At 63.1% G+C, this 17,727-nt stretch carries 15 protein-coding genes; 8 read left to right on the plus strand and 7 right to left on the minus strand.

Annotated features, from left to right (window positions below; all coding sequences use genetic code 11):
- Positions 1-183: 183 nt before the first annotated feature.
- The 3 genes from NYR97_RS19795 to NYR97_RS19805 all read left to right on the plus strand — a co-directional run bounded on the left by NYR97_RS19795 (position 184) and on the right by NYR97_RS19805 (position 3,374).
- Complete coding sequence (locus NYR97_RS19795; RefSeq protein ID WP_043889221.1) at positions 184-1,623, plus strand: ATP-binding protein; 1,440 nt, start codon at positions 184-186, stop codon at positions 1,621-1,623.
- A complete protein-coding gene (locus NYR97_RS19800) occupies positions 1,616-2,260 on the plus strand; it encodes a LuxR C-terminal-related transcriptional regulator (RefSeq protein ID WP_023904044.1) in 645 nt (214 codons plus the stop codon). The genes NYR97_RS19795 and NYR97_RS19800 overlap by 8 nt, the downstream gene beginning before the upstream one ends.
- Positions 2,261-2,330: 70 nt before the next feature.
- Positions 2,331-3,374 carry a Gfo/Idh/MocA family protein gene (locus NYR97_RS19805; protein WP_316695374.1) on the plus strand — a complete coding sequence of 348 codons (1,044 nt, stop codon included), beginning with the start codon at positions 2,331-2,333 and terminating at the stop codon, positions 3,372-3,374.
- An 18-nt stretch (positions 3,375-3,392) separates the two neighbouring features.
- On the opposite strand, the gene NYR97_RS19810 is transcribed toward NYR97_RS19805, so the two are convergent.
- The 6 genes from NYR97_RS19810 to NYR97_RS19835 form a co-directional block, all read right to left on the minus strand.
- Entirely contained in the window at positions 3,393-3,644 is a 252-nt protein-coding gene (locus tag NYR97_RS19810) for a hypothetical protein (RefSeq protein ID WP_006448780.1), read from the minus strand.
- Positions 3,641-4,987: a TFIIB-type zinc ribbon-containing protein gene (locus NYR97_RS19815; protein WP_316695376.1), complete on the minus strand. Its 1,347-nt coding sequence runs from the start codon at positions 4,985-4,987 to the stop codon at positions 3,641-3,643. Before NYR97_RS19815 ends, NYR97_RS19810 begins: the two co-directional genes overlap by 4 nt.
- 18 nt (positions 4,988-5,005) lie before the next feature.
- Positions 5,006-6,157, minus strand: coding sequence for an SPFH domain-containing protein (locus tag NYR97_RS19820; RefSeq protein ID WP_316695378.1), 1,152 nt, complete (start codon positions 6,155-6,157; stop codon positions 5,006-5,008).
- A gap of 250 nt (positions 6,158-6,407) precedes the next feature.
- The gene (locus tag NYR97_RS19825; protein WP_316695379.1) at positions 6,408-6,683 is read right to left on the minus strand and encodes a hypothetical protein; all 276 of its coding nucleotides are present in this window, start codon (positions 6,681-6,683) and stop codon (positions 6,408-6,410) included.
- A 246-nt stretch (positions 6,684-6,929) separates the two neighbouring features.
- Positions 6,930-9,191 (minus strand): methyl-accepting chemotaxis protein, encoded by a 2,262-nt coding sequence (locus tag NYR97_RS19830; protein ID WP_316695381.1) that lies wholly within the window; start codon positions 9,189-9,191, stop codon positions 6,930-6,932.
- A 280-nt stretch (positions 9,192-9,471) separates the two neighbouring features.
- Positions 9,472-10,341, minus strand: a complete 870-nt coding sequence (locus NYR97_RS19835) for an NmrA/HSCARG family protein (RefSeq protein WP_316695382.1) — start codon at positions 10,339-10,341, stop codon at positions 9,472-9,474.
- A gap of 142 nt (positions 10,342-10,483) precedes the next feature.
- Between NYR97_RS19835 and NYR97_RS19840 the strand changes: the two genes are divergently transcribed.
- From NYR97_RS19840 to NYR97_RS19855, 4 genes are all read left to right on the plus strand, one after another.
- On the plus strand, positions 10,484-11,359 hold the full coding sequence (locus tag NYR97_RS19840; protein WP_316695384.1) for a LysR family transcriptional regulator: 876 nt from the start codon (positions 10,484-10,486) through the stop codon (positions 11,357-11,359).
- Positions 11,360-11,763: 404 nt separating this feature from the next.
- The gene (locus NYR97_RS19845) at positions 11,764-13,122 is read left to right on the plus strand and encodes an alpha/beta hydrolase (protein WP_316695385.1); all 1,359 of its coding nucleotides are present in this window, start codon (positions 11,764-11,766) and stop codon (positions 13,120-13,122) included.
- Positions 13,119-14,648: a GMC family oxidoreductase gene (locus tag NYR97_RS19850; protein ID WP_316695387.1), complete on the plus strand. Its 1,530-nt coding sequence runs from the start codon at positions 13,119-13,121 to the stop codon at positions 14,646-14,648. Before NYR97_RS19845 ends, NYR97_RS19850 begins: the two co-directional genes overlap by 4 nt.
- 43 nt (positions 14,649-14,691) lie before the next feature.
- Positions 14,692-15,495 carry an SDR family NAD(P)-dependent oxidoreductase gene (locus NYR97_RS19855; RefSeq protein ID WP_316695389.1) on the plus strand — a complete coding sequence of 268 codons (804 nt, stop codon included), beginning with the start codon at positions 14,692-14,694 and terminating at the stop codon, positions 15,493-15,495.
- A 366-nt stretch (positions 15,496-15,861) separates the two neighbouring features.
- On the opposite strand, the gene NYR97_RS19860 is transcribed toward NYR97_RS19855, so the two are convergent.
- Positions 15,862-16,758 (minus strand): AraC family transcriptional regulator, encoded by an 897-nt coding sequence (locus NYR97_RS19860; protein WP_316695390.1) that lies wholly within the window; start codon positions 16,756-16,758, stop codon positions 15,862-15,864.
- 199 nt (positions 16,759-16,957) lie between these two features.
- On the opposite strand from NYR97_RS19860, the gene NYR97_RS19865 reads away from it, so the two are divergent.
- Entirely contained in the window at positions 16,958-17,707 is a 750-nt protein-coding gene (locus tag NYR97_RS19865; RefSeq protein WP_316695391.1) for a glucose 1-dehydrogenase, read from the plus strand.
- Positions 17,708-17,727: the final 20 nt, after the last annotated feature.

Consider the following 17,727-nt stretch of genomic DNA (forward strand, 5'->3'; position numbering starts at 1 on the left):
TGGGTGCCGCCATTACACCCAGCCTCCACGGATGTGTCTGCCATCCTTGCGCCAGCGTTGGACGGGCACTGCGCTGTCCAACGATGCCGTCCAGCTATCTTTCGATAGGGTGCAATAAGCGGGCGCCGCCGCAATGCTGTGACATGCGCAACGCTGGTCGATGATTGGGAACGTGGTGAAGCGATGGACAGACTGAGGTTGCCGTTCAAATGGCGCGGGCAAGTGGTCAGGCTCAATCGAGCTCCCACGCTGTGGGCGTCGCTGGCCATGCTGGCGCTGCTGGTGCTGGCCGAGTGGTACTCGCACCTGGGCGTGTCGCTTGGGCTGCTGTACATCCTGCCGGTGGTGCTCGCCGCAACCGTGCTGTCGCGGCGAAACATCGTCATTGCCGCGGTCGCCTGTGCGGCGCTACGCGGTCTGTTCGTCACCGAAGAATCGCTGGTCGAGCAGGCCTTGCGCTTCTTCATGGCGACCATTGCCTACGCCGGCTGCGGCTTGCTGGTGGCCGAGATCAGCCGCACCCGCCGGGTGATCCTCTCGCACTACGTGCAATTGCGTGCCGAACAACGCCTGCGTCGGCGGCTGGAGCGGCAACTGCGCCTGCTTGCCGAGAGCAGCCCCGCCGCGCTGCTCACCGTGGCTGGCGATGGCCGTATCGTGGCGGCAAACCGCGCCGCCCACGAAATTCTCGACATGGCCGAGGAGGGCGGGCTGCAGGGGCGCGCCGTGCGCGACTTCCTGCCCTTGCTCGACGATGCGCTCAGCATGAGCGCCAACCTCGACGGCATGCGCACCTCGGCCAGCACCTGGGGCCGGCGCGACGATGGCAGCACCTTTCCCGCAACCACCTGGTTCTCGGTCTACGAAGACAGCGAGGAGCGCCATCTGGCCGCGATCCTGGTCGACACCAGCGAAGAAGTGCGCGCGCGCGAATCGGCGCACTTCGATGACCTGCTCAAGAACAATCGCTTGCTCGCCGGCGCGGTCTCGCATGAGATCCGCAACCTGTGCTCGGCCGCTGGCGTGGTGACCTCCAATCTTGCACGCCACCCGGCCATCCGCGCCGATCCTGACCTGGCCGCATTGCAAAGCCTAGTCGCCGCATTGATGGAACTGGCCTCGTTCAACCTGCGCCGGCAGACACCGCATGCGGCGCACGAGACCCGCCTGCAGACCCTGTGCAGCGAGTTGGACGTGATCATCCGCTCGGACTGGGACGATATCGATGGCCAGCTGGTCATCCAGATCCCGGCGGACTTCCCGGCGGTGCACGGCGACCGTCATGCGCTGTTGCAGGTGCTGCTCAACCTGGCACGCAACGCGCTGCGTGCGGTGCAGCCGTTGCCGCAGCCGCGGCGCCAGCTGATCGTCAGTGCCCGCATGGAGCAGGGCAGTGCCGTCTTGAGCGTGCGTGACACCGGCCCGGGCATCGCCGAGCCCGGGCGCTTGTTCCAGCCGTTTCGCAGCGATAGCGATGGGTCCGGATTGGGGCTCTACATCTCGCGCGCCTTGATGAGCAATCAGGAGGGTGCGCTGCGCTACGCACCGGGCGGCGAGGGCGCCTGCTTCGAGCTGCACATGCCGCTTGCGCATGCACCACTGGCGGAGACGCTGGATGGATGAGTCGCGGCGTAACCCGGTGCGTCTGTATCTGCTCGATGACCACACGCTGTTTCGCGAAGGCCTGCTGCGCCTGCTCGGCGCCGATGCGCGCTTCGATGTGGTCGGGCAATCCGGCAACCTGGCACAGGCGATCGTGCAGATCGCATCGCTGGCGCCGGACGTGGTCATCCTCGATTACGACATGGGCGAATACAACGCGCTGGACTACATGCGGCGGCAGGCCGACCAGGCCAAGCGCCCGGCAACCCTGGTGGTCACCGCCGGGCTCCCCGAGCGCGATGCGCTGGCATTGATACGCCTGGGCGTGTCGGGCATCTGCCGCAAGGATGTCTCCACCGACGAGCTGATCGACAGCATCCATGCGGTTGCGATGGGCCGTGTGTTGATCGACCAGCGCTACCTGCAATCGCTGGTCGCCCAGGACACACAGGAAAGCCGCCCCAGCTTTACCGAACGCGAGCGCGAAGTGCTGCGTGGTCTGTTGCGCGGCCAATCCAACAAGTTGATCGCCCGCCAACTCGGCAGCTCGGAGAGCGCCATCAAGGCCACGTTCCAGCAGTTGTTCAACAAACTGGACGTGCGCTCGCGCAGTCAACTGGTGATGGTGATCCTGCAGGACTATCGCGATCTGGTTTGAGCCTCGCCACCCCAATGGAAAATGCTCCGTTTGCTAGCATGCAAACACCTGAAACTGCGAAGGCCACAGCATGGCGCCAACCACATTTCCCGAGCCCGACCTGTTCTTGCCAGGGCAGGGCGAGCCATCGCTGCGATGGGGCGTATTGGGTCCGGGGCTGATCGCTGCGGCATTCGTCAGCGCACTACGCAAGCACACCAGGCAGCAGCCGTTCGCGGTCGCCTCACGCAATCGTGCGCGTGCTGACACCTTCGCAAAAACCTGGGCAATGGAGCGTGCGTACGACAGCTACCAGGCGCTGGTCGACGACCCCGAGATCGACATCGTCTACGTCGCCACGCCTCACAGCGAGCATCTGGAGCACGGCTTATTGGCGTTGCGCGCCGGCAAACATGTGTTGATCGAAAAACCCAAGACCACCTGCGCCGACGATGCACGCGTGCTGGTGCAGGAAGCACGCGCACGCGGCCTTTTCCTGATGGAAGCGATGTGGAGCCGGTACCTGCCTCACACCTCGGTGCTGCGTAAGCTGCTGGCTCATGGCGCGATCGGCGAGGTCCGGCATGTCTTTGCGGACCTCAGTCAAATCGGCCCCAACGATCCGATGCATCGGCAACGCCGACCGGAACTCGGCGGCGGGGCGCTGCTGGATCTGGGTGTGTATACCGTGCAGTTCTCGTCCATGATCCTGGCCGCCCCCACCGCCATCGCGGCAACCGGTGCGCTGACCGACACCGGCGTGGATGCGTTTTCGACCGTGGTGCTGTCGCATGCGGCAATCGCGCAATCCACCCTGATCAGCTCCATCGTCGCCCGCAGCAGCTCGCTCGCCTATGTCACAGGCACCGAAGGACGCATCGACCTCGCTGGCGATTTCCATAACCCCACAACACTGCACCTGGTCGGCAACGATTACGACGGCAAACCCGCGCTGTGGGCAGACCCGACCGGCGTCAACGGCTACGACGGGCTGTCCTGGCAAGCCACCGCCGCCGCACGCTACATCGGCGAAGAGCGCAAGGAATCGCCACTGCATCCACTCGACGAAGTGGTCCAGATTATGACCACCCTGGAGGTGGCACGCGCGCAGTTGGGCGTTGGCACCACAGCTTAGGACCTCAAACAGCCGCTCTTAATCCGCATCCCGGCGCACGCGCGTTCGGTACGCAGCCACGTTGTCGCCGTCGATGTGCTTGGCTTGCGTGCCGGTGATCGTATCGATCTTGCGGTCCGAGCCGGTCACCGGCTTGGCATCGACCGTCGTTTCCCGCTCGAAGGCATGCGACTGATCGGTATTGCGATAGTACTGATACAGCACCCAATACAGCGCAGATGCACCGACCGGGCCGGCCAGCAGTAACCACAGTCCGTTGTTGTCGCTCATGCGGTCACCGCCACGATCCAGAGGGCAATTGCTTCGATGACGGTGCCGGCGGTCAGCGCAGCAAGCAAAAGCTTCCACTGCTGCACCGGCACGCTGCCCATGGTTTCGCCGGTACGGCCGTTCACCGCGATGTAGTGCAGCATGCCGCCGCCGCGTCCGGGCTGGTGGTACGAGTACAGCCACACCGGCAGATACATCGACACCCAGCGCGTGCCATGGACATCCAGCCGCTCCACCTCCCAACGCACGCCGCGGTCGTAGCGGCGCACCGAGCTTTCCACTTGTACGCGGGCGATCGACAGCAGCTGGTCTTCCAGACGCGGCCTTAGCTGTTCGACATCGCGGTCGCGCTTTTCCGAGGTGAACCCCGCCAGATACGACGCGTTCCACTTCACTGCATTCTTGGTATCGAACGGCAGGATCGTGTTGATGATGTTGTTGGTGTTGACCCGGCTATCCAGGTTGCCGCGCTCGGCAGACGATTCCAGCGGCAGATCGTCCACCGTGAATTCCACCTGCCTCTGCACCTGGTACACGTCGGCGTCGTAATAGGTGCGCTTGTTCTTTTCGGTGCCTTGCGTGTACTGCCGCGTCTTGATCTCGCCCGTGCCGCTCACGCTGGCGCTCGCGCTGCCGTCCACGATCATGTAAGGCAGGTAGACGCCCACCACGTTCTCGGGCGTGAATTGCTGCTTGAAGGCCTTGAGCGCAAACAGGCGCCGCTTGTCCACGAACTGGCGGATACGCGCCACGGCAGCGTCTTTGTTGATATGGAAGGGCAGCACTGCGTCGGGCACCGCGCCGTTGGCCACCTGCTCGTTGACGCCGAACACATGCCGGCACCAGTGGCACCGCGCCGTCATCGTGCTCTGCGTATTGATGGTCACCTCGGCGCCGCAGCCGGTGCACTTGAAGCTCATCAGGCTGGCGGCATCTGCAGCAATATCCTGCGCGCCCGAAGCGATGACCGTGCCGCGTAATTCGCTGATGCCCTCGCCGAATCCGAAGACTTCTTCCACCCGCGCGCCGTGCCATTCGTGACGACAGAACTGGCAGACCAGCAGATCGGTGCCGAGCTTTGGCCGGATATCGCTGGCGCCGCATTTGGGGCAGCGATTGAGGCCGTCCTTGAGCTCGGCGGCGGCCGTGTCGATGGCCATCGGGTCGGGCGCCTGCAGCTCGTTGCGGATCGGAGCAGGCAGGGTGGCCGGGTCGAGCCTGAAACTACCCGGCAACGGCGGTACGTCCTGCGGCGACCCGGGGCCGATGACAGGCGCTGCGGGCAGCGGCGGCAATGGCGGAGGTGTCGCCGGCAACGGCGGCGGGATGCGAGAGTCGGACATGATGGCGGCGCCCCTCGCCTACAGGCCCAACGCCTTGGCTTTTGCCGCGTTGTAATCGTCCTGCGTGATCAGCCCGAGGTCCAGCATTTCCTTGGCCTTCTTCAATTTGGCGACGGCATCGTCGGCAGCGGGCGCGGCGGGCGCGACCGGCTGTTGCAGACCGCCGACGCCACCCACCATGCCGGTGGCCATGCCCACGCCCACCAAACCTGCAGCGCCGCCATGCTCGCCGGCAGACTGGATGCCTTGCGCCACGCTCGCCTGCAAATTGGAGTTGCCGCGTGCGCCTGCCAGTGCATCGGCGCGCTGTACGGTCTTGAGCAGTTCGCGCGTGTTCGCGTCGTATTCGATCGACACAATGGCCGTCTTGACGATGGCCAGACCGCGCTCGGAGTTCCACTGATAGGCCTGCTCGACCGCATCGGACAGACTCTTGGCAAAGCCCAGCGAATCCTGCTGCAGCCGCGCGATGCGATTGCCTTTGCCCGGATCGTTGGTGTACAGGCTGAAGGCCGGCGCCAGCGCACTCACCACCTCGTTGAACAGCTGGCTGGCAGCAGCGTTGTCCAGGTCAGTGAAATCGAACACCTGGCCCGGCTGCAGGTAGCGCGCCGGCACGACGTTCTTCACGAACAAAATGGGGTCGACAATCTTCAACGTATACGAGCCACGCGTGATCGCGCCGACCTGCGTCCCAAGAAACCCATCGTCCCAATAGATCTCCGACTGCGTGCCGAATCGGTTGTCGGGCAGCTCCTTCAGCGACACGAAGAACGCGGCCTGCTGCGCAGCCGGCTGGCCACCGAACTTGAAGCGCTCCCAGCTCTGCCGGATCAGCGGCGTGACCAGGCCATCGCCAGCGAAGATCGACTGCGCATTGACATCGTCGGAGCGCCATTCGTAACCACCCGGCTCGGCGACAAACCCGGTGATCGCACCGTCCTGCAACAACAGCAGCCCGTAACCCTCGGGCACGACGATCTTCGAGCCGTTGCTGATGATGTTCGAAGACGCGTTGGTGTTGGCACCGCGTCCGGCGTTGCTTCCACTCGGCACCGCAGCGAACAGCGCAGCGGTGGAAGGCAGGCCAGCCGGCACGGTGTAGAAGTCCTTCCACTGGTCGGCAAACACACCGCCGACTGCACCTGCTACCGCCTGCAAAAGACCCATGACAACTCCCTGTAAGTGGTGACGAGATATTGATGATGGGTGTTGCGCCCACCGCGTTCGCCGCACTATATCAGCAGCGCACTGGCGTTATGGCGTCGCCCATCCAGGCATGGCGTGGTGGTGCTGCAACAACGTGCCGCGGTACGAGCTAGCGCACGATGCAACAGACACAAAAAGCCCTGCATGCGCGGGGCCGTGTAGTGGTGTTATCGCCGCCAATCGCACAATGGCGTAGCAGCCGCTGTCAGCCTTATGGCAGATCGCACTTGAGTTTCGCGTCCACGTAATAAGGCTTGGGAACCTCCGGATTCTTGCTGGTCTTTTCGAACACCACCTCGAACGAATCCAGATCCGGCGTGCCCTGACGTCCCGTGCAGGCTTCCTGCAACTTCTTCTTGACTGCCGCGATGCCAGCATCGCGATTGGCGCCGTCGGCGCTGTTGGTCAGATTGGCGACCTCGGCAAATGCCGGCGAACTCATGCCCAACAAGCCAGCAACAACCATAAGAGCGTGCAGCTTTTTCATACAATCTCCTTTGCGATGTCTTCAGATCTTCCGGGGGGCATGGGCGCCAGCGGCGATCGAGGCTTGGCGAAACAGGGCGCCGCTAGCTGTCCAGCCCGGCGCAGCATAGGCCGTTAGAGTTAAGGCATCGTGCATACGGGCGTATGCGCCGTGGCGAATCGCCTCAACGTGTTGACCATCTGCAGATTCGATCTCCTCTCAAACGCAAACGGTCCGGACAAGCCGGGCCGTTTGCGATGCGCAAGATCAGAACTCCTGCCAGTCGCTTGCATCGTGCGAGGCGCCTGCGGCCACCGCGCGCTTGGGTGCAGCCGCCGGGCGTACCGGGCTTTTGGCAGCGGCAGCAGTTCGGCCAGCAATCACACTGAGCTTTGCAGCAACCGGTGTTGCCGAACGCAGGGTGCGCGTGCTGTCGTCGCTGATCTTGAACACGGACACTGCCTGCGTCAGCTGCACAGCCTGTTCTTCCATCGAGCGTGCCGCGGCGGTGGCTTCTTCCACCAGGGCTGCGTTTTGCTGGGTGGTTTCGTCCATCTGCGTCACGGTGGTGTTGACCTGTTCGATACCGGCCGACTGTTCCTGCGATGCCGCAGAAATCTCGCCCATGATGTCGGTCACGCGTTGCACGCTGGCAACGATCTCCGCCATCGTGGAGCCCGCCGTATGCACCAGCGTCGAGCCTTCGGCAACCCGCTCGACCGAATCGTCGATCAGGCTCTTGATTTCCTTCGCCGCAGCAGTGGAGCGCTGGGCGAGGGTGCGCACTTCCGAGGCCACCACCGCAAAGCCGCGGCCTTGTTCGCCGGCACGCGCGGCTTCCACCGCAGCATTCAACGCGAGAATATTGGTCTGGAACGAGATACCGTCGATGACCGAGATGATGTCGGCAATCTTCTTGGACGAGGCCTCGATACCAGACATGGTGCCCACGACCTTGCTCACGATCTCGCCGCCCTGCGACGCGACACTCGCCGCACCGATCGCCAACTGATTGGCCTGACGGGCGTGCTCGGCATTCTGGCGCACCGTGGAGGTGAGCTCTTCCATCGAAGCGGCAGTTTCTTCCAGATTGGCCGCTTGTTGCTCGGTACGCTGCGACAGATCCTGATTGCCGGCGGCGATTTCGCTGGCGGCCGAGTTGATGGAGACGGCAGAGTGCTGGATGCGGCCGACAATCTCTGCAAGTTGTGCAGCAGTGGCATTGGCGTCGTCGCGCATCTGCGCGAACACGCCCTTGAACTCGCCGCTCATGCGCGCGGTCAGGTCGCCTGCGGCGATGGATTGCAGCAGCGACGACAGCGATTGCAGGTTGCCATCGGCCGTGGCCATGAGCTGGTTGAGACTATCGACCATCACATGGAAATCGTATTGGAAACGATCGGCATCGCCGCGTGCGCTGAAGTCGCCATTGGCCGCAGAGTGCGCCAGCTGTTTGATCTCGTGGTTCATTGCAGACAGGTTGGCCTTCACCTCGTCCATGGTCTGCGTCAGCACCGCCTTCTCGCCGGGCAGGCGGTCCATGCTTTCGCTGAGGTCTCCGATGGCGTAGCGGCCCATGATGCGCGCCAGGGTTGTCTGCACGGCCAGATGCGAGGCCACCAGCGTATTGGTGTCCTTGGCCATGCGGCCGTAGTCGCCGGGAAACGCCGTGGCGTCGATACGGAAGCTGATCTGGCCATCATTGTGACGCTTGGCCATGTCGCTCTGTGCAGTGAGCAAGGACTGCAGCTGCGTCTGCATGCCACGCATGGCACGCAGCAGGCGGCCGGTTTCATCCTTGGCGTCGCTTTCCACGTTGTTGTCCAGCTGCCCGTTGGCAATCGCCTCTGCAGCCTTCGTGGCACGTGCGAGCGGCTGGGTCAGGCTGCGGGTGATGAGCCAGGCAAGCAGGCTGCTGATCACCACCACGACAACGCCACCGGAGATGATCAATAGCTTGCCGCGATTCATCGACGCCACTGCGTCGGCATAGGCCTGCTGGCTCTGACCTTCCTGACGCGTCACCAGCTCGCGGATTTTGTCCTGCCATGCAATCGTCGCCGGGCGCGCCTGTTCGCTGAGCAACGCCTGCGCTGGCGCATTGTCGTTTTGAGCAGCGAGCGCCATGACCTGGTCGTTGATTTTTCCCGAGATGGCGCGTCGCGCATCCATCTCTGCACGAATCTTGCGGCCTTCCTCGGAGCTGGGCAATGTGTCCAGCTTGGCCCGCAACTCGTTGTAACGCTGACGTTGCGCCTTGATCGTGGCAACCGCTTCGTTGTTGAGTTCATCGCTGGTAGCCATGGCATAGGTGCCCAGCGCGATCAGGATCGATGAATTGGCATCCAGCATGCCGTTGCCGATCTGGATCTTGGCCATGCGATCGAGCACGATGAAATCGAACTGCTGTCGTGCGTTGGCCATGGTGATCAAGCCGGTCGCCACCAGCAGGCTCGACAATAGAATCAATATTCCAAAGGCCACGCCGAGACGGCGACCGACGTTATAGCGTTGCAAATAGGCAGTCATGCGAATCGTCCTGATGTCCAGTAAGTGGCACCGGCTAGCAGGCCGCGTGATGTTCGCGTGAGTGCCTCGGCAACGTGATAGCGACGCGGCAATCGGAAACTTGAACCGCGCGCTCCAGGCTGCATTTAGCTTGCATTTTCGTTCACGCACGTCAGGAAAAAACCGACTGGCAGCGCAGTGATCATGTGCGTGAGACTGCTGATGCCGGTGGTCAGTTCGCCTCCAGCAGAGGCTTGTACGCAACAAGCGGGGATTCCCACGCCTGTTGCGTCGCACGCGATCAAGCCCGCGCCGTCGCCTCGCGCACGAAGTCTTCATAGGTGCGCAGCGGGCGCCCCAGCATGGCCTGCAATTTTTCCAGCGTGCCGCCGGCTGCCTGCATGCCGAATGTCTGGATACCGGCCATCATCAGGCGCATGTCGTAGGCCAGCCAGGATGGGCCGTAGGCCGCCATCTGCGCTTCGAACGCGGCCACGTCGTCGCCCGCGTAGGCGATCTCGCGCCCAAGCGCCGCACTCCAGACCTTCGCAACGGAGCTGCCCGTGACGGCATGCGGGCCAACCAGTTCGAGCATGACGCGCTTAAACGCGGCAGGCGCACGGTCGCGTCGCAGCAGCTCGACGACCGCGATATCTGCGATATCGCGCGCATCGATCATGGCCACACCTGCAGAGCCGATCGGCATCGGGTAGACACCGTAGTCCTGAATCGTCTGCTGGATCATCGCTTCGTTCTGCATGAAGTACGCAGGACGCAGAATCGTTGCGGGAATATCCAGGCTTTCGATCATGCGCTCCACCGTGTGCTTGCCGGTGAAGTGCGGCACGTTGGTGAACTTGTCGGCATGGATGACCGACAGGTACACGATGCGCTCGATGCCTGCCTCCTTGGCCAGATTCAATGCGATCAACGCCTGCGTCACTTCGTCGGGAGTGACCGCGTTCAACAGGAACAGCGTGCGCGCCGACGATAACGCGGCACGCATCGATGCAACGTCGGTGAGGTCTGCGACAACTTCAGTCACACCCGCAGGGAAAATGCGCTTGCCCGGTTGCCGAACCAATGCCTTGACCTCCGCGCCTGCATCGGCAAGGCCCTGGGTGATGAGAGAACCGATGGTGCCGGTGGCACCGGTGACGAGAATGCTCATGTGAATCTCCTGTTATGGATGGAAGAGTCGTCAGTGCGACATCGCTGCCGCAGCTGACGTTGCGGTCCCCAGACGATAGGCCGTTGCATCACCAATACGAAGACGCCAAGATGTAGATGCCTGGTTTCAAAAATGGAACACCATGGACCTCAATGCATTGATCGATTTCGCGCTGGTTGCAGCGAATCAGGGCCTGGGAAAGGCGAGCCGTGCGAGTGGCCGATCGAAGGCGACCTTGTCGCGTCGCATCGCCGATCTGGAGGAGCAGCTGGGGGTACGACTGGTCGAGCGCAGCGCCCGTGGCCTCAGGCTCACCGAAGCCGGGCAGCTGCTGATGGACCGCACCGAAGTGCCGTTGAGCGAGGTGGCCGAGGCCATGGCTGCCGCACGCGAGGGGCTTTCGATTCCGCGCGGGCGCTTGCGGGTGGCAGCGCCGGTGCTGTTCTCGCAACTGGCGATGGGCCACATCGGCGCGGAGTTCTGCGCGGCCTATCCGGAGATCACGCTCGAGGTGGTGGCAGAGGACCGCACGGTCGATCTGGTGGAAGAGCAGTTCGATGTGGCTATCCGGATCAACCCGAGCCCGGACAGCAGCCTGGTCGGGCGCTGCTTTGCCAAGGATCGACTGGTGGTCGTGGCTGCGCCCGGCATCGCCATGCCCAGCAGCGGCGCGGTCACACCCGTTGCCGCTGTGGTGATGTCGAGCTTCCAGCCCACCACATGGGCGCTCGATGACGGGCGCCTGGTCCTGGAACCCGTTCCAAGGATGCGGTTTTCCTCATTCCTGATGGTCCGCGACGCGGCGATTGCCGGCGGTGGCGTGGCGCTGCTTCCGCAGTCGATCGCATGGAATCAACTCGCGCGCGGCGAATTGGTGCAGTGGGGCACGATCGCGGGCGCGGAGCCGGCGCTGTGGGTGTTGCACACCTCCAGACGTCTGGCCGCACCCAAGGTGCGCGCCTTCGTGGACTTCATGTGCGACAGATATCCGGATGTGTCGCTGGTGCTGAAGGGGTAGGGCGCTGCGTCACGCTTGTGCGGGCCAGGCTGCGTAGCGGCCAGCTTGCATCCAACATCGCCCGGAAAGATCCGCAACCGAGTTCCAGACGGAGCTGCCAAGGCGCTCGATCAATAAACCTGCTCAACTCACGGATGGTAGGCGACGCTGCGCGTCCTAAGACACGCTGGCCTGTGGGACGCACCACGCTGTCATAAGTTCGGTAAAGCCGCCTCGCGCTCTCGAAATGTTTATCGGGGTGCGGCAAATCCTCCACTGCGCAGCCGAGACTACGACATGGGCGAGTACAACGCGCTGGCCTTGATCCGGCTCGGCGTGTCCGGATCACAAGATGTCGGACTCATCTGCACGATGCGTGGACGACGCGCCGGTCATCATGCGCGCCTGGTGAATAAGGGTGTTACATGGCCAAGCCGACGCTGTTCTTCCTGCACGCCCTCGGGTCCAGCAGTAACGAGTGGTCTGGTGTGATCCAGCGATTGGAGGCGCGTTTCGATTGTGTGGCGCTCGATATTCCAGGCTTCGGAGAGGCGCCGCCGCTGCAGCATGTCGACACCACCGCACTGGTTGCCTGGTTTGTCGAAGAGGTGATTCGGCGGCAACCGACGTGCTGGTTTGCGATTGGACACAGCATGGGCGGAAAGATCGCCACCCTGGCAGCGGCGCAGGCGCGCGATGGCATGGCCGGGCTTGCCGGCCTGGCCGGCGTGATCCTGGTCGCGGCGTCGCCGCCGGCGCCAGAGCCGATGGATGAGTCGCGGCGACGCACGATGCTGGCCTGGTTCGAGAAGGGCCGTCCCACGCGAGAAGAAGCGGAGCAGTTCATCGACGATAACTGTGCCATGGCACTGCCAGCGCCAATCAGGAACGCTGCTGTCGACGATGTGCTGCGCACCATTGCGAAAGCATGGATCGCTTGGCTCGCGCACGCCAGTCGTGAGGACTGCAGCGCGCAGGCCGGCTACATGGACGTGCCTGCGTTGATCATCGCCGGCAGAGAAGATGGCGACCTCGGCGAAGCCGCGCAGACAGCGCTGAACGCGCCGCATTATCACGATGCGCGTGTCGACGTCGTGGCCGATGCCGCGCACTTGATTCCCTATGAACAACCGCAACACCTAGCGCAGCTGATCGCAGCGCATGTGGATCGCAGCGTGGACAAGTGCCTGCCCGATGACTTCATCCGCTTGCTCAATGCAGACAGGGCCGCCCCGCGCATGCGCAAGCTGTTGCTCAGCCGGCATGCCGGCCCGCCCGCGACTGCGCAAGGTGTGCTGAGCCAACATCAACTGGAACTACTCACCGCAGTCGTCGCACGTGTATTGGATGGTGCCAGCGATGCGCGCGAGATTGCCCGACGGATGGATATCCAGCTTGCCGAAGGCGCGGGCGATGGTTGGCGCCATGCAGCGTTGCCACCCGATCGGCATGCGGTACCGCTGGGGCTCGACACGCTCGACGCGCTGAGCAATGGCTTCGCTGGATTGCCTGCCGAGATCCAGGACCACTGGCTGCGCGAGGTGGCGCGCGCGACGGCTGGCGATTCCTCGGCGCACGGGCTGGATGCAGCGCAGCTGGCGCACTGGTTCGAGGACCTCCGCGCCGAAGCCGCGCGGACCTGGGTCAGCCTTCCCACCACGATGGCGGCAATGGGATACGACGGCTTCGCGGTTGGCGGTGCCGGTATCGACAGCACGGGCTATCAACAGACCGCAGCCGATCGGCAGGAAGCCTGGCAGCTTCCTGCCAAGGGCCTTCGATGAGCCCGGGCATCGACGAAGCTCCAGTCGATGTGGTGGTGGTAGGGAGCGGGGCAGGCGGCGGCCCATTGGCTGCACGGCTCGCGCAGCGAGGTCTCTCGGTGGTGGTGCTGGAGGCGGGTGCGGCCTTCAGCCCTGCGTCCCATCTACCCGATGAGCTGACGACCGGCATCTACTGGATGGAAGAGCGCCTGAGCGGCGGGCAGACGCCCACCGCATTTGGCCCCAATAATTCCGGTTCGGGCCTGGGCGGTTCGACCCTGCATTGGGGCGCCTTTTGCCCGCGTCCGGACAAGCGCGATCTGAACCTGTCGACGCACACCGGGCAGCGCGGCATGGACTGGCCGATCGCACATGAAGAATTGCTGTCCTATCTCCGCCGCGTCGAGGAGTTCATCGGTGTGTCCGGGCCGGCGCACTATCCCTGGGATCCCGAGCGCAAATACGCTTATCCGCCGGCGCAGCGCAACGCATCGGCCAACGCGATGGAGCGCGGTTGCCGCACGTTGGGCATCACCGCCACCGATGCGCCGGCCGCATTGGTGACCAGGGCGCATCAGCAGCCGCACCACGGCCTGCGCGCTGCCTGCAACAACTGCGGGGCCTGCCATCAAGGTTGCAGCAACGGCGCCAAGGTGAGCGTCGATACCACCTGGCTGCCGCTGGCGCGCGCGCACGGCGCGCAATTGCGACCCGATTGCCGGGTCATCGATATCGAGCGCGACACCCGTGGCATGGTCAGCGCGGTGGTCTATCAGCAGGACGGACGCGAACGGCGCCAGCGTTGCACAAGCGTGTTCCTGTGCGCAGGCGGCGTGGAAACACCGCGCTTGCTGCTCAACCTGGGGCTGGCCAACTCCAGCGGTCAGGTCGGGCGCAATTTCATGGCGCATGTGGCTACCCAGGTGTGGGGGGAGTTCGATGCGGACATGCGCATGAACCGCGGCTACCCCTCGTCGCTGATCACCGAGGACATGCTGCGCCCGGCCAATGCCGATTTCATCGGCGGCTATCTGGTGCAGAGTCTGGGCGTGCAGCCAGTCACCCTGGCCAACACCTTGGCACGTGGTGCAGGCTTGTGGGGGAGGGAGCTCGTATCGACCATGGCGCGCTACAACCGCCTGGCAGGCATCGGCATCAATGGCGAATGCCTGCCGCAGGACGGCAACCGGCTGAGCCTGTCCGAAGAGCGCGATGCCTTCGGCCAGCGCAAGGCGCGTATCGACTTCAGCTACGGGCCCAACGAACGCGCGATCGATGCGCACGCGCGCGCAGCGCTGCACGCGATCTGGGAGGCGGCAGGTGCCCAACACATCTTCGCTGCCGCTCGCTCAGCGCACACGCTGGGCACCTGCCGAATGGGCACGGATCCGGAGCAGGCCGTGGTGGACCCGGACGGCCGCGCATTCGATATCGCCAACCTCTACATCTGCGACAACTCGATTTTTCCAAGTGCACTGGCCGCCAACCCTGCGCTGACGCAGATGGCACTTGGCTTGCGCACGGCGGAGCGATTTCTGGCCCGCTAGTGGCGCGCGTCCCACCACCTCTCTCTACCACCAGGAGTTCAGCATGGATCTCGGAATCAACAATCGGATCGCCCTCATCAGTGGCGGCGACTCGGGAATGGGCAAGGAGACTGCGCGGCAGCTGCTCGAAGCCGGCGTGCGCGTGGCGATCACCGATCTGCCCGACGGCACGCTCGACCAGGCCGTAGCCGAGCTGTCGGGCCTGGGGCAGATCATTGCCATCGAGGGCGACGTCACCCGCGAGCAGGACGTCACCGCCATCTGGACACAGGTGCGCGAACAACTGGGCGACCCCGACATCTACATCAACGCAGCGGGCGTGACCGGCGCAACCGGCGACTTCCTGGAGGTCAGCGACGCCGGCTGGCTCGAAACGCTGGACATCAACCTGATGGGCGCGGTGCGCATGTGCCGCCAGGCCATTCCCGCGATGCGCCGTAATCAATGGGGCCGAATCGTGCTGTTCGCATCGGAAGACGCCGTGCAGCCCTACGTGGACGAACTCGCCTATTGCGCATCGAAGGCAGGAATTCTGAGCCTGGCCAAGGGCTTGTCCAAGGCCTACGGCCCGGACAACGTGCTGGTCAATACGGTGTCGCCCGCCTTCATCGCAACCCCGATGACCGACAAGATGATGCACAAACGCGCAAGCGAAAACGGAACCACGTTCGAGCAGGCGATCGAATCGTTCCTGGACGAAGAACGTCCCGGCATGGTGCTCAAGCGACGCGGCCGCGCGGAAGAAGTGGCCTCGGCCGTTGCCTTCCTGTGCTCCGAGCGCGCCAGCTTCATCAACGGTGCCGGGATCCGGGTGGATTCGGGGTCGGTCTTTACCATCGCCGGTTGAGGCGTTTGCTGGTTGCGTGGATGCAGACAGAACTCGCAAATGCACCAGCGCAAGCGCTTGCTTAATTGCAGATTGCATTCTGCGATCAAGCAACCTGCGAGCAGCTCCTTAGCGGGTCTAGTAACGCCTAGATATAAATCTTGGCCGAAAAAAATTTTAGTTGGCGTTTTTTGAGTTTATCAATTGCGTAGCCAGACGTCGGAATTGTAAGCGTGTACGGGGCGAAAGCGCGGCTAGGGCTGCACGATGATTAGTAGTCGTTATCGGCGGTAAGGGAAGCCGCTTTTCGCCGAGGACAGGCGTGACGCCCACTGCGCTGATATCTTGCCATGGCAATATGAGTTCAATAACTGCCAATTTCGTGAGCTAGGCTGTTATTGGAGCCTTCAGATTCAACGAACTTTGCGGTCTGAATCTAGCGACGTCGCGGGTGGGAGGCAGTCCGAACAAACGCGCATATTCGCGGCTGAACTGGGATGCACTCTCGTAACCCACTTCAAATGCGATGGAGGCAGCGTCGCGGGGTGCGAACAGCAGCAGCCATCGCGCGCGCAGGAGACGCAGCCGCTTCTGATACTGGATAGGGGTCATCGCCGTCACTGCCCGGAAGTGGCGATAGAACGCCGCGACGCTCATGTCAGCCATCGCCGCCAGGGTCTCGACGCGGAGAGGCTCGGCGAAGTTTCCGCGGATCCAATGAATCACGCGCCGGATCTGAGTCAGGTGGCCATCGGAGCGAGCGATTTCACGTAGCAGTCCTCCCATAGACCCCTGCAGCACCCGGAACAGGATCTCCTGCTCGATCAGGGGTGCCAGCATCTCGATCTCGCCAGGCTTGTCGATCAGTCGCATCATGCGTAGCCATGCGTCGATCAACTCAGACGGTGCTTGTGTGGCAGAAAAGCGCTGCCCCGCTGGCTGTCCCGCGGGCCATTTAGTGCCAGCCAGGACGTTGGCAATTAGGCTGGAGTCGAGTGTCAGGCTGGTGGCCAAGTAAGGCTGGCCGGCATCACCCGGCCGTATCTCCCCGGTTGCGGGTACGTCTACCGGCACGATGAAATAGGTCGCTGTAGCGTACTCAAGGATCTGCTCACCCACCGACAGAGTCTTGGAGCCCTGAAGCACTAGGTGCAGCATTGGTTGGTAGACCTGACTGGAGCAGGCCTCGGCCTGCACCATCGCGACGCGCGGAATGCCCGTGTCGGTCCATTTGTCACCCGCACGCATGACGATGGCGCGCAGTTCCTGCATCTGATTGTTCATGTCCCCGATCATGGACCCAGCGACCAAGCAAAAACAGCTGATTGGAAAGATTGGGCAAGGATCGGAGAAGAAGGGGCACGTGTTGGGCCGTCCCTTGGCTCAATACTGACGTTCCAGCAAACAGCACACGGGACAGGGATTCAAGCCCTGGCGCCATGCGCTGACTGGGTCACCTTCCATAATGCAGAGCAAATAACACATGAAACTCAACGGAAAAATTGCCGTGGTCACTGGTGCATCCAAAGGCATCGGTGCGGGTATCGCAAAGGGCCTCGCTGCTGCCGGCGCAAGTGTTGTTGTCAACTATGCTTCCAGCAAGGCGGATGCTGACGCGGTGGTTGCGCAGATCCTTGCTCACGGCGGAACGGCACTGGCCGTCCAGGCCGACATGAGCAAATCGGCGGATGTAGCGCGGCTGTTCGATACGGTGCGGCAGGAATTCGGCGGTCTGGACATCCTGGTCAACAATGCCGGCGTTGCGGTCTTCGAGATGATCGAAGATCTGACCGAAGCTGCGTTCCACAAGCAGTTTGACCTCAATGTGCTGGGCTACCTTCTGGCGGTGCGCGAAGCCGCCAAGCTGTTCAAGGAGAAGGGCAGCATCATCAACATCAGTTCGATCCTGAGCACCGATCCGTACCTGGCATCGAGTGTATACGCGGCGACCAAGGGTGCGGTCGACACCTTAACGTTCGCCCTGGCCCGCGAGCTGGGCGGCTGTGGCATCCGCGTCAATTCCATACTGCCAGGCCACACCAACACACCGGGGACGAACGGCAACTTCGCCGGCGACTTCGGCGAAAAGCTGATCGCAGGCACGCCGCTTGGCCGTTTTGGCGAGCCGGAAGACATTGCGCCACTGGCAGTCTTTCTGGCGTCGGATGATTCGCAGTGGGTCACCGGCGAATCCATCAGGGCTGCCGGCGGTGTACGCGGCGTGGGTTACTGAGTCCATTGGGACTACACCAA

It is taken from the genome of Xanthomonas hydrangeae (assembly GCF_032697525.1).
Lineage (GTDB): Bacteria > Pseudomonadota > Gammaproteobacteria > Xanthomonadales > Xanthomonadaceae > Xanthomonas > Xanthomonas hydrangeae.

Coding starts and splice junctions, on each gene's coding strand:
- NYR97_RS19795 (WP_043889221.1), top strand. CDS start 184: ATGGACAGACTGAGGTTGCCGTTCAAATGGCGCGGGCAAGTGGTCAGG.
- NYR97_RS19800 (WP_023904044.1), top strand. CDS start 1,616: ATGGATGAGTCGCGGCGTAACCCGGTGCGTCTGTATCTGCTCGATGAC.
- NYR97_RS19805 (WP_316695374.1), top strand. CDS start 2,331: ATGGCGCCAACCACATTTCCCGAGCCCGACCTGTTCTTGCCAGGGCAG.
- NYR97_RS19810 (WP_006448780.1), bottom strand. CDS start 3,644: ATGAGCGACAACAACGGACTGTGGTTACTGCTGGCCGGCCCGGTCGGT.
- NYR97_RS19815 (WP_316695376.1), bottom strand. CDS start 4,987: ATGTCCGACTCTCGCATCCCGCCGCCGTTGCCGGCGACACCTCCGCCA.
- NYR97_RS19820 (WP_316695378.1), bottom strand. CDS start 6,157: ATGGGTCTTTTGCAGGCGGTAGCAGGTGCAGTCGGCGGTGTGTTTGCC.
- NYR97_RS19825 (WP_316695379.1), bottom strand. CDS start 6,683: ATGAAAAAGCTGCACGCTCTTATGGTTGTTGCTGGCTTGTTGGGCATG.
- NYR97_RS19830 (WP_316695381.1), bottom strand. CDS start 9,191: ATGACTGCCTATTTGCAACGCTATAACGTCGGTCGCCGTCTCGGCGTG.
- NYR97_RS19835 (WP_316695382.1), bottom strand. CDS start 10,341: ATGAGCATTCTCGTCACCGGTGCCACCGGCACCATCGGTTCTCTCATC.
- NYR97_RS19840 (WP_316695384.1), top strand. CDS start 10,484: ATGGACCTCAATGCATTGATCGATTTCGCGCTGGTTGCAGCGAATCAG.
- NYR97_RS19845 (WP_316695385.1), top strand. CDS start 11,764: ATGGCCAAGCCGACGCTGTTCTTCCTGCACGCCCTCGGGTCCAGCAGT.
- NYR97_RS19850 (WP_316695387.1), top strand. CDS start 13,119: ATGAGCCCGGGCATCGACGAAGCTCCAGTCGATGTGGTGGTGGTAGGG.
- NYR97_RS19855 (WP_316695389.1), top strand. CDS start 14,692: ATGGATCTCGGAATCAACAATCGGATCGCCCTCATCAGTGGCGGCGAC.
- NYR97_RS19860 (WP_316695390.1), bottom strand. CDS start 16,758: ATGAACAATCAGATGCAGGAACTGCGCGCCATCGTCATGCGTGCGGGT.
- NYR97_RS19865 (WP_316695391.1), top strand. CDS start 16,958: ATGAAACTCAACGGAAAAATTGCCGTGGTCACTGGTGCATCCAAAGGC.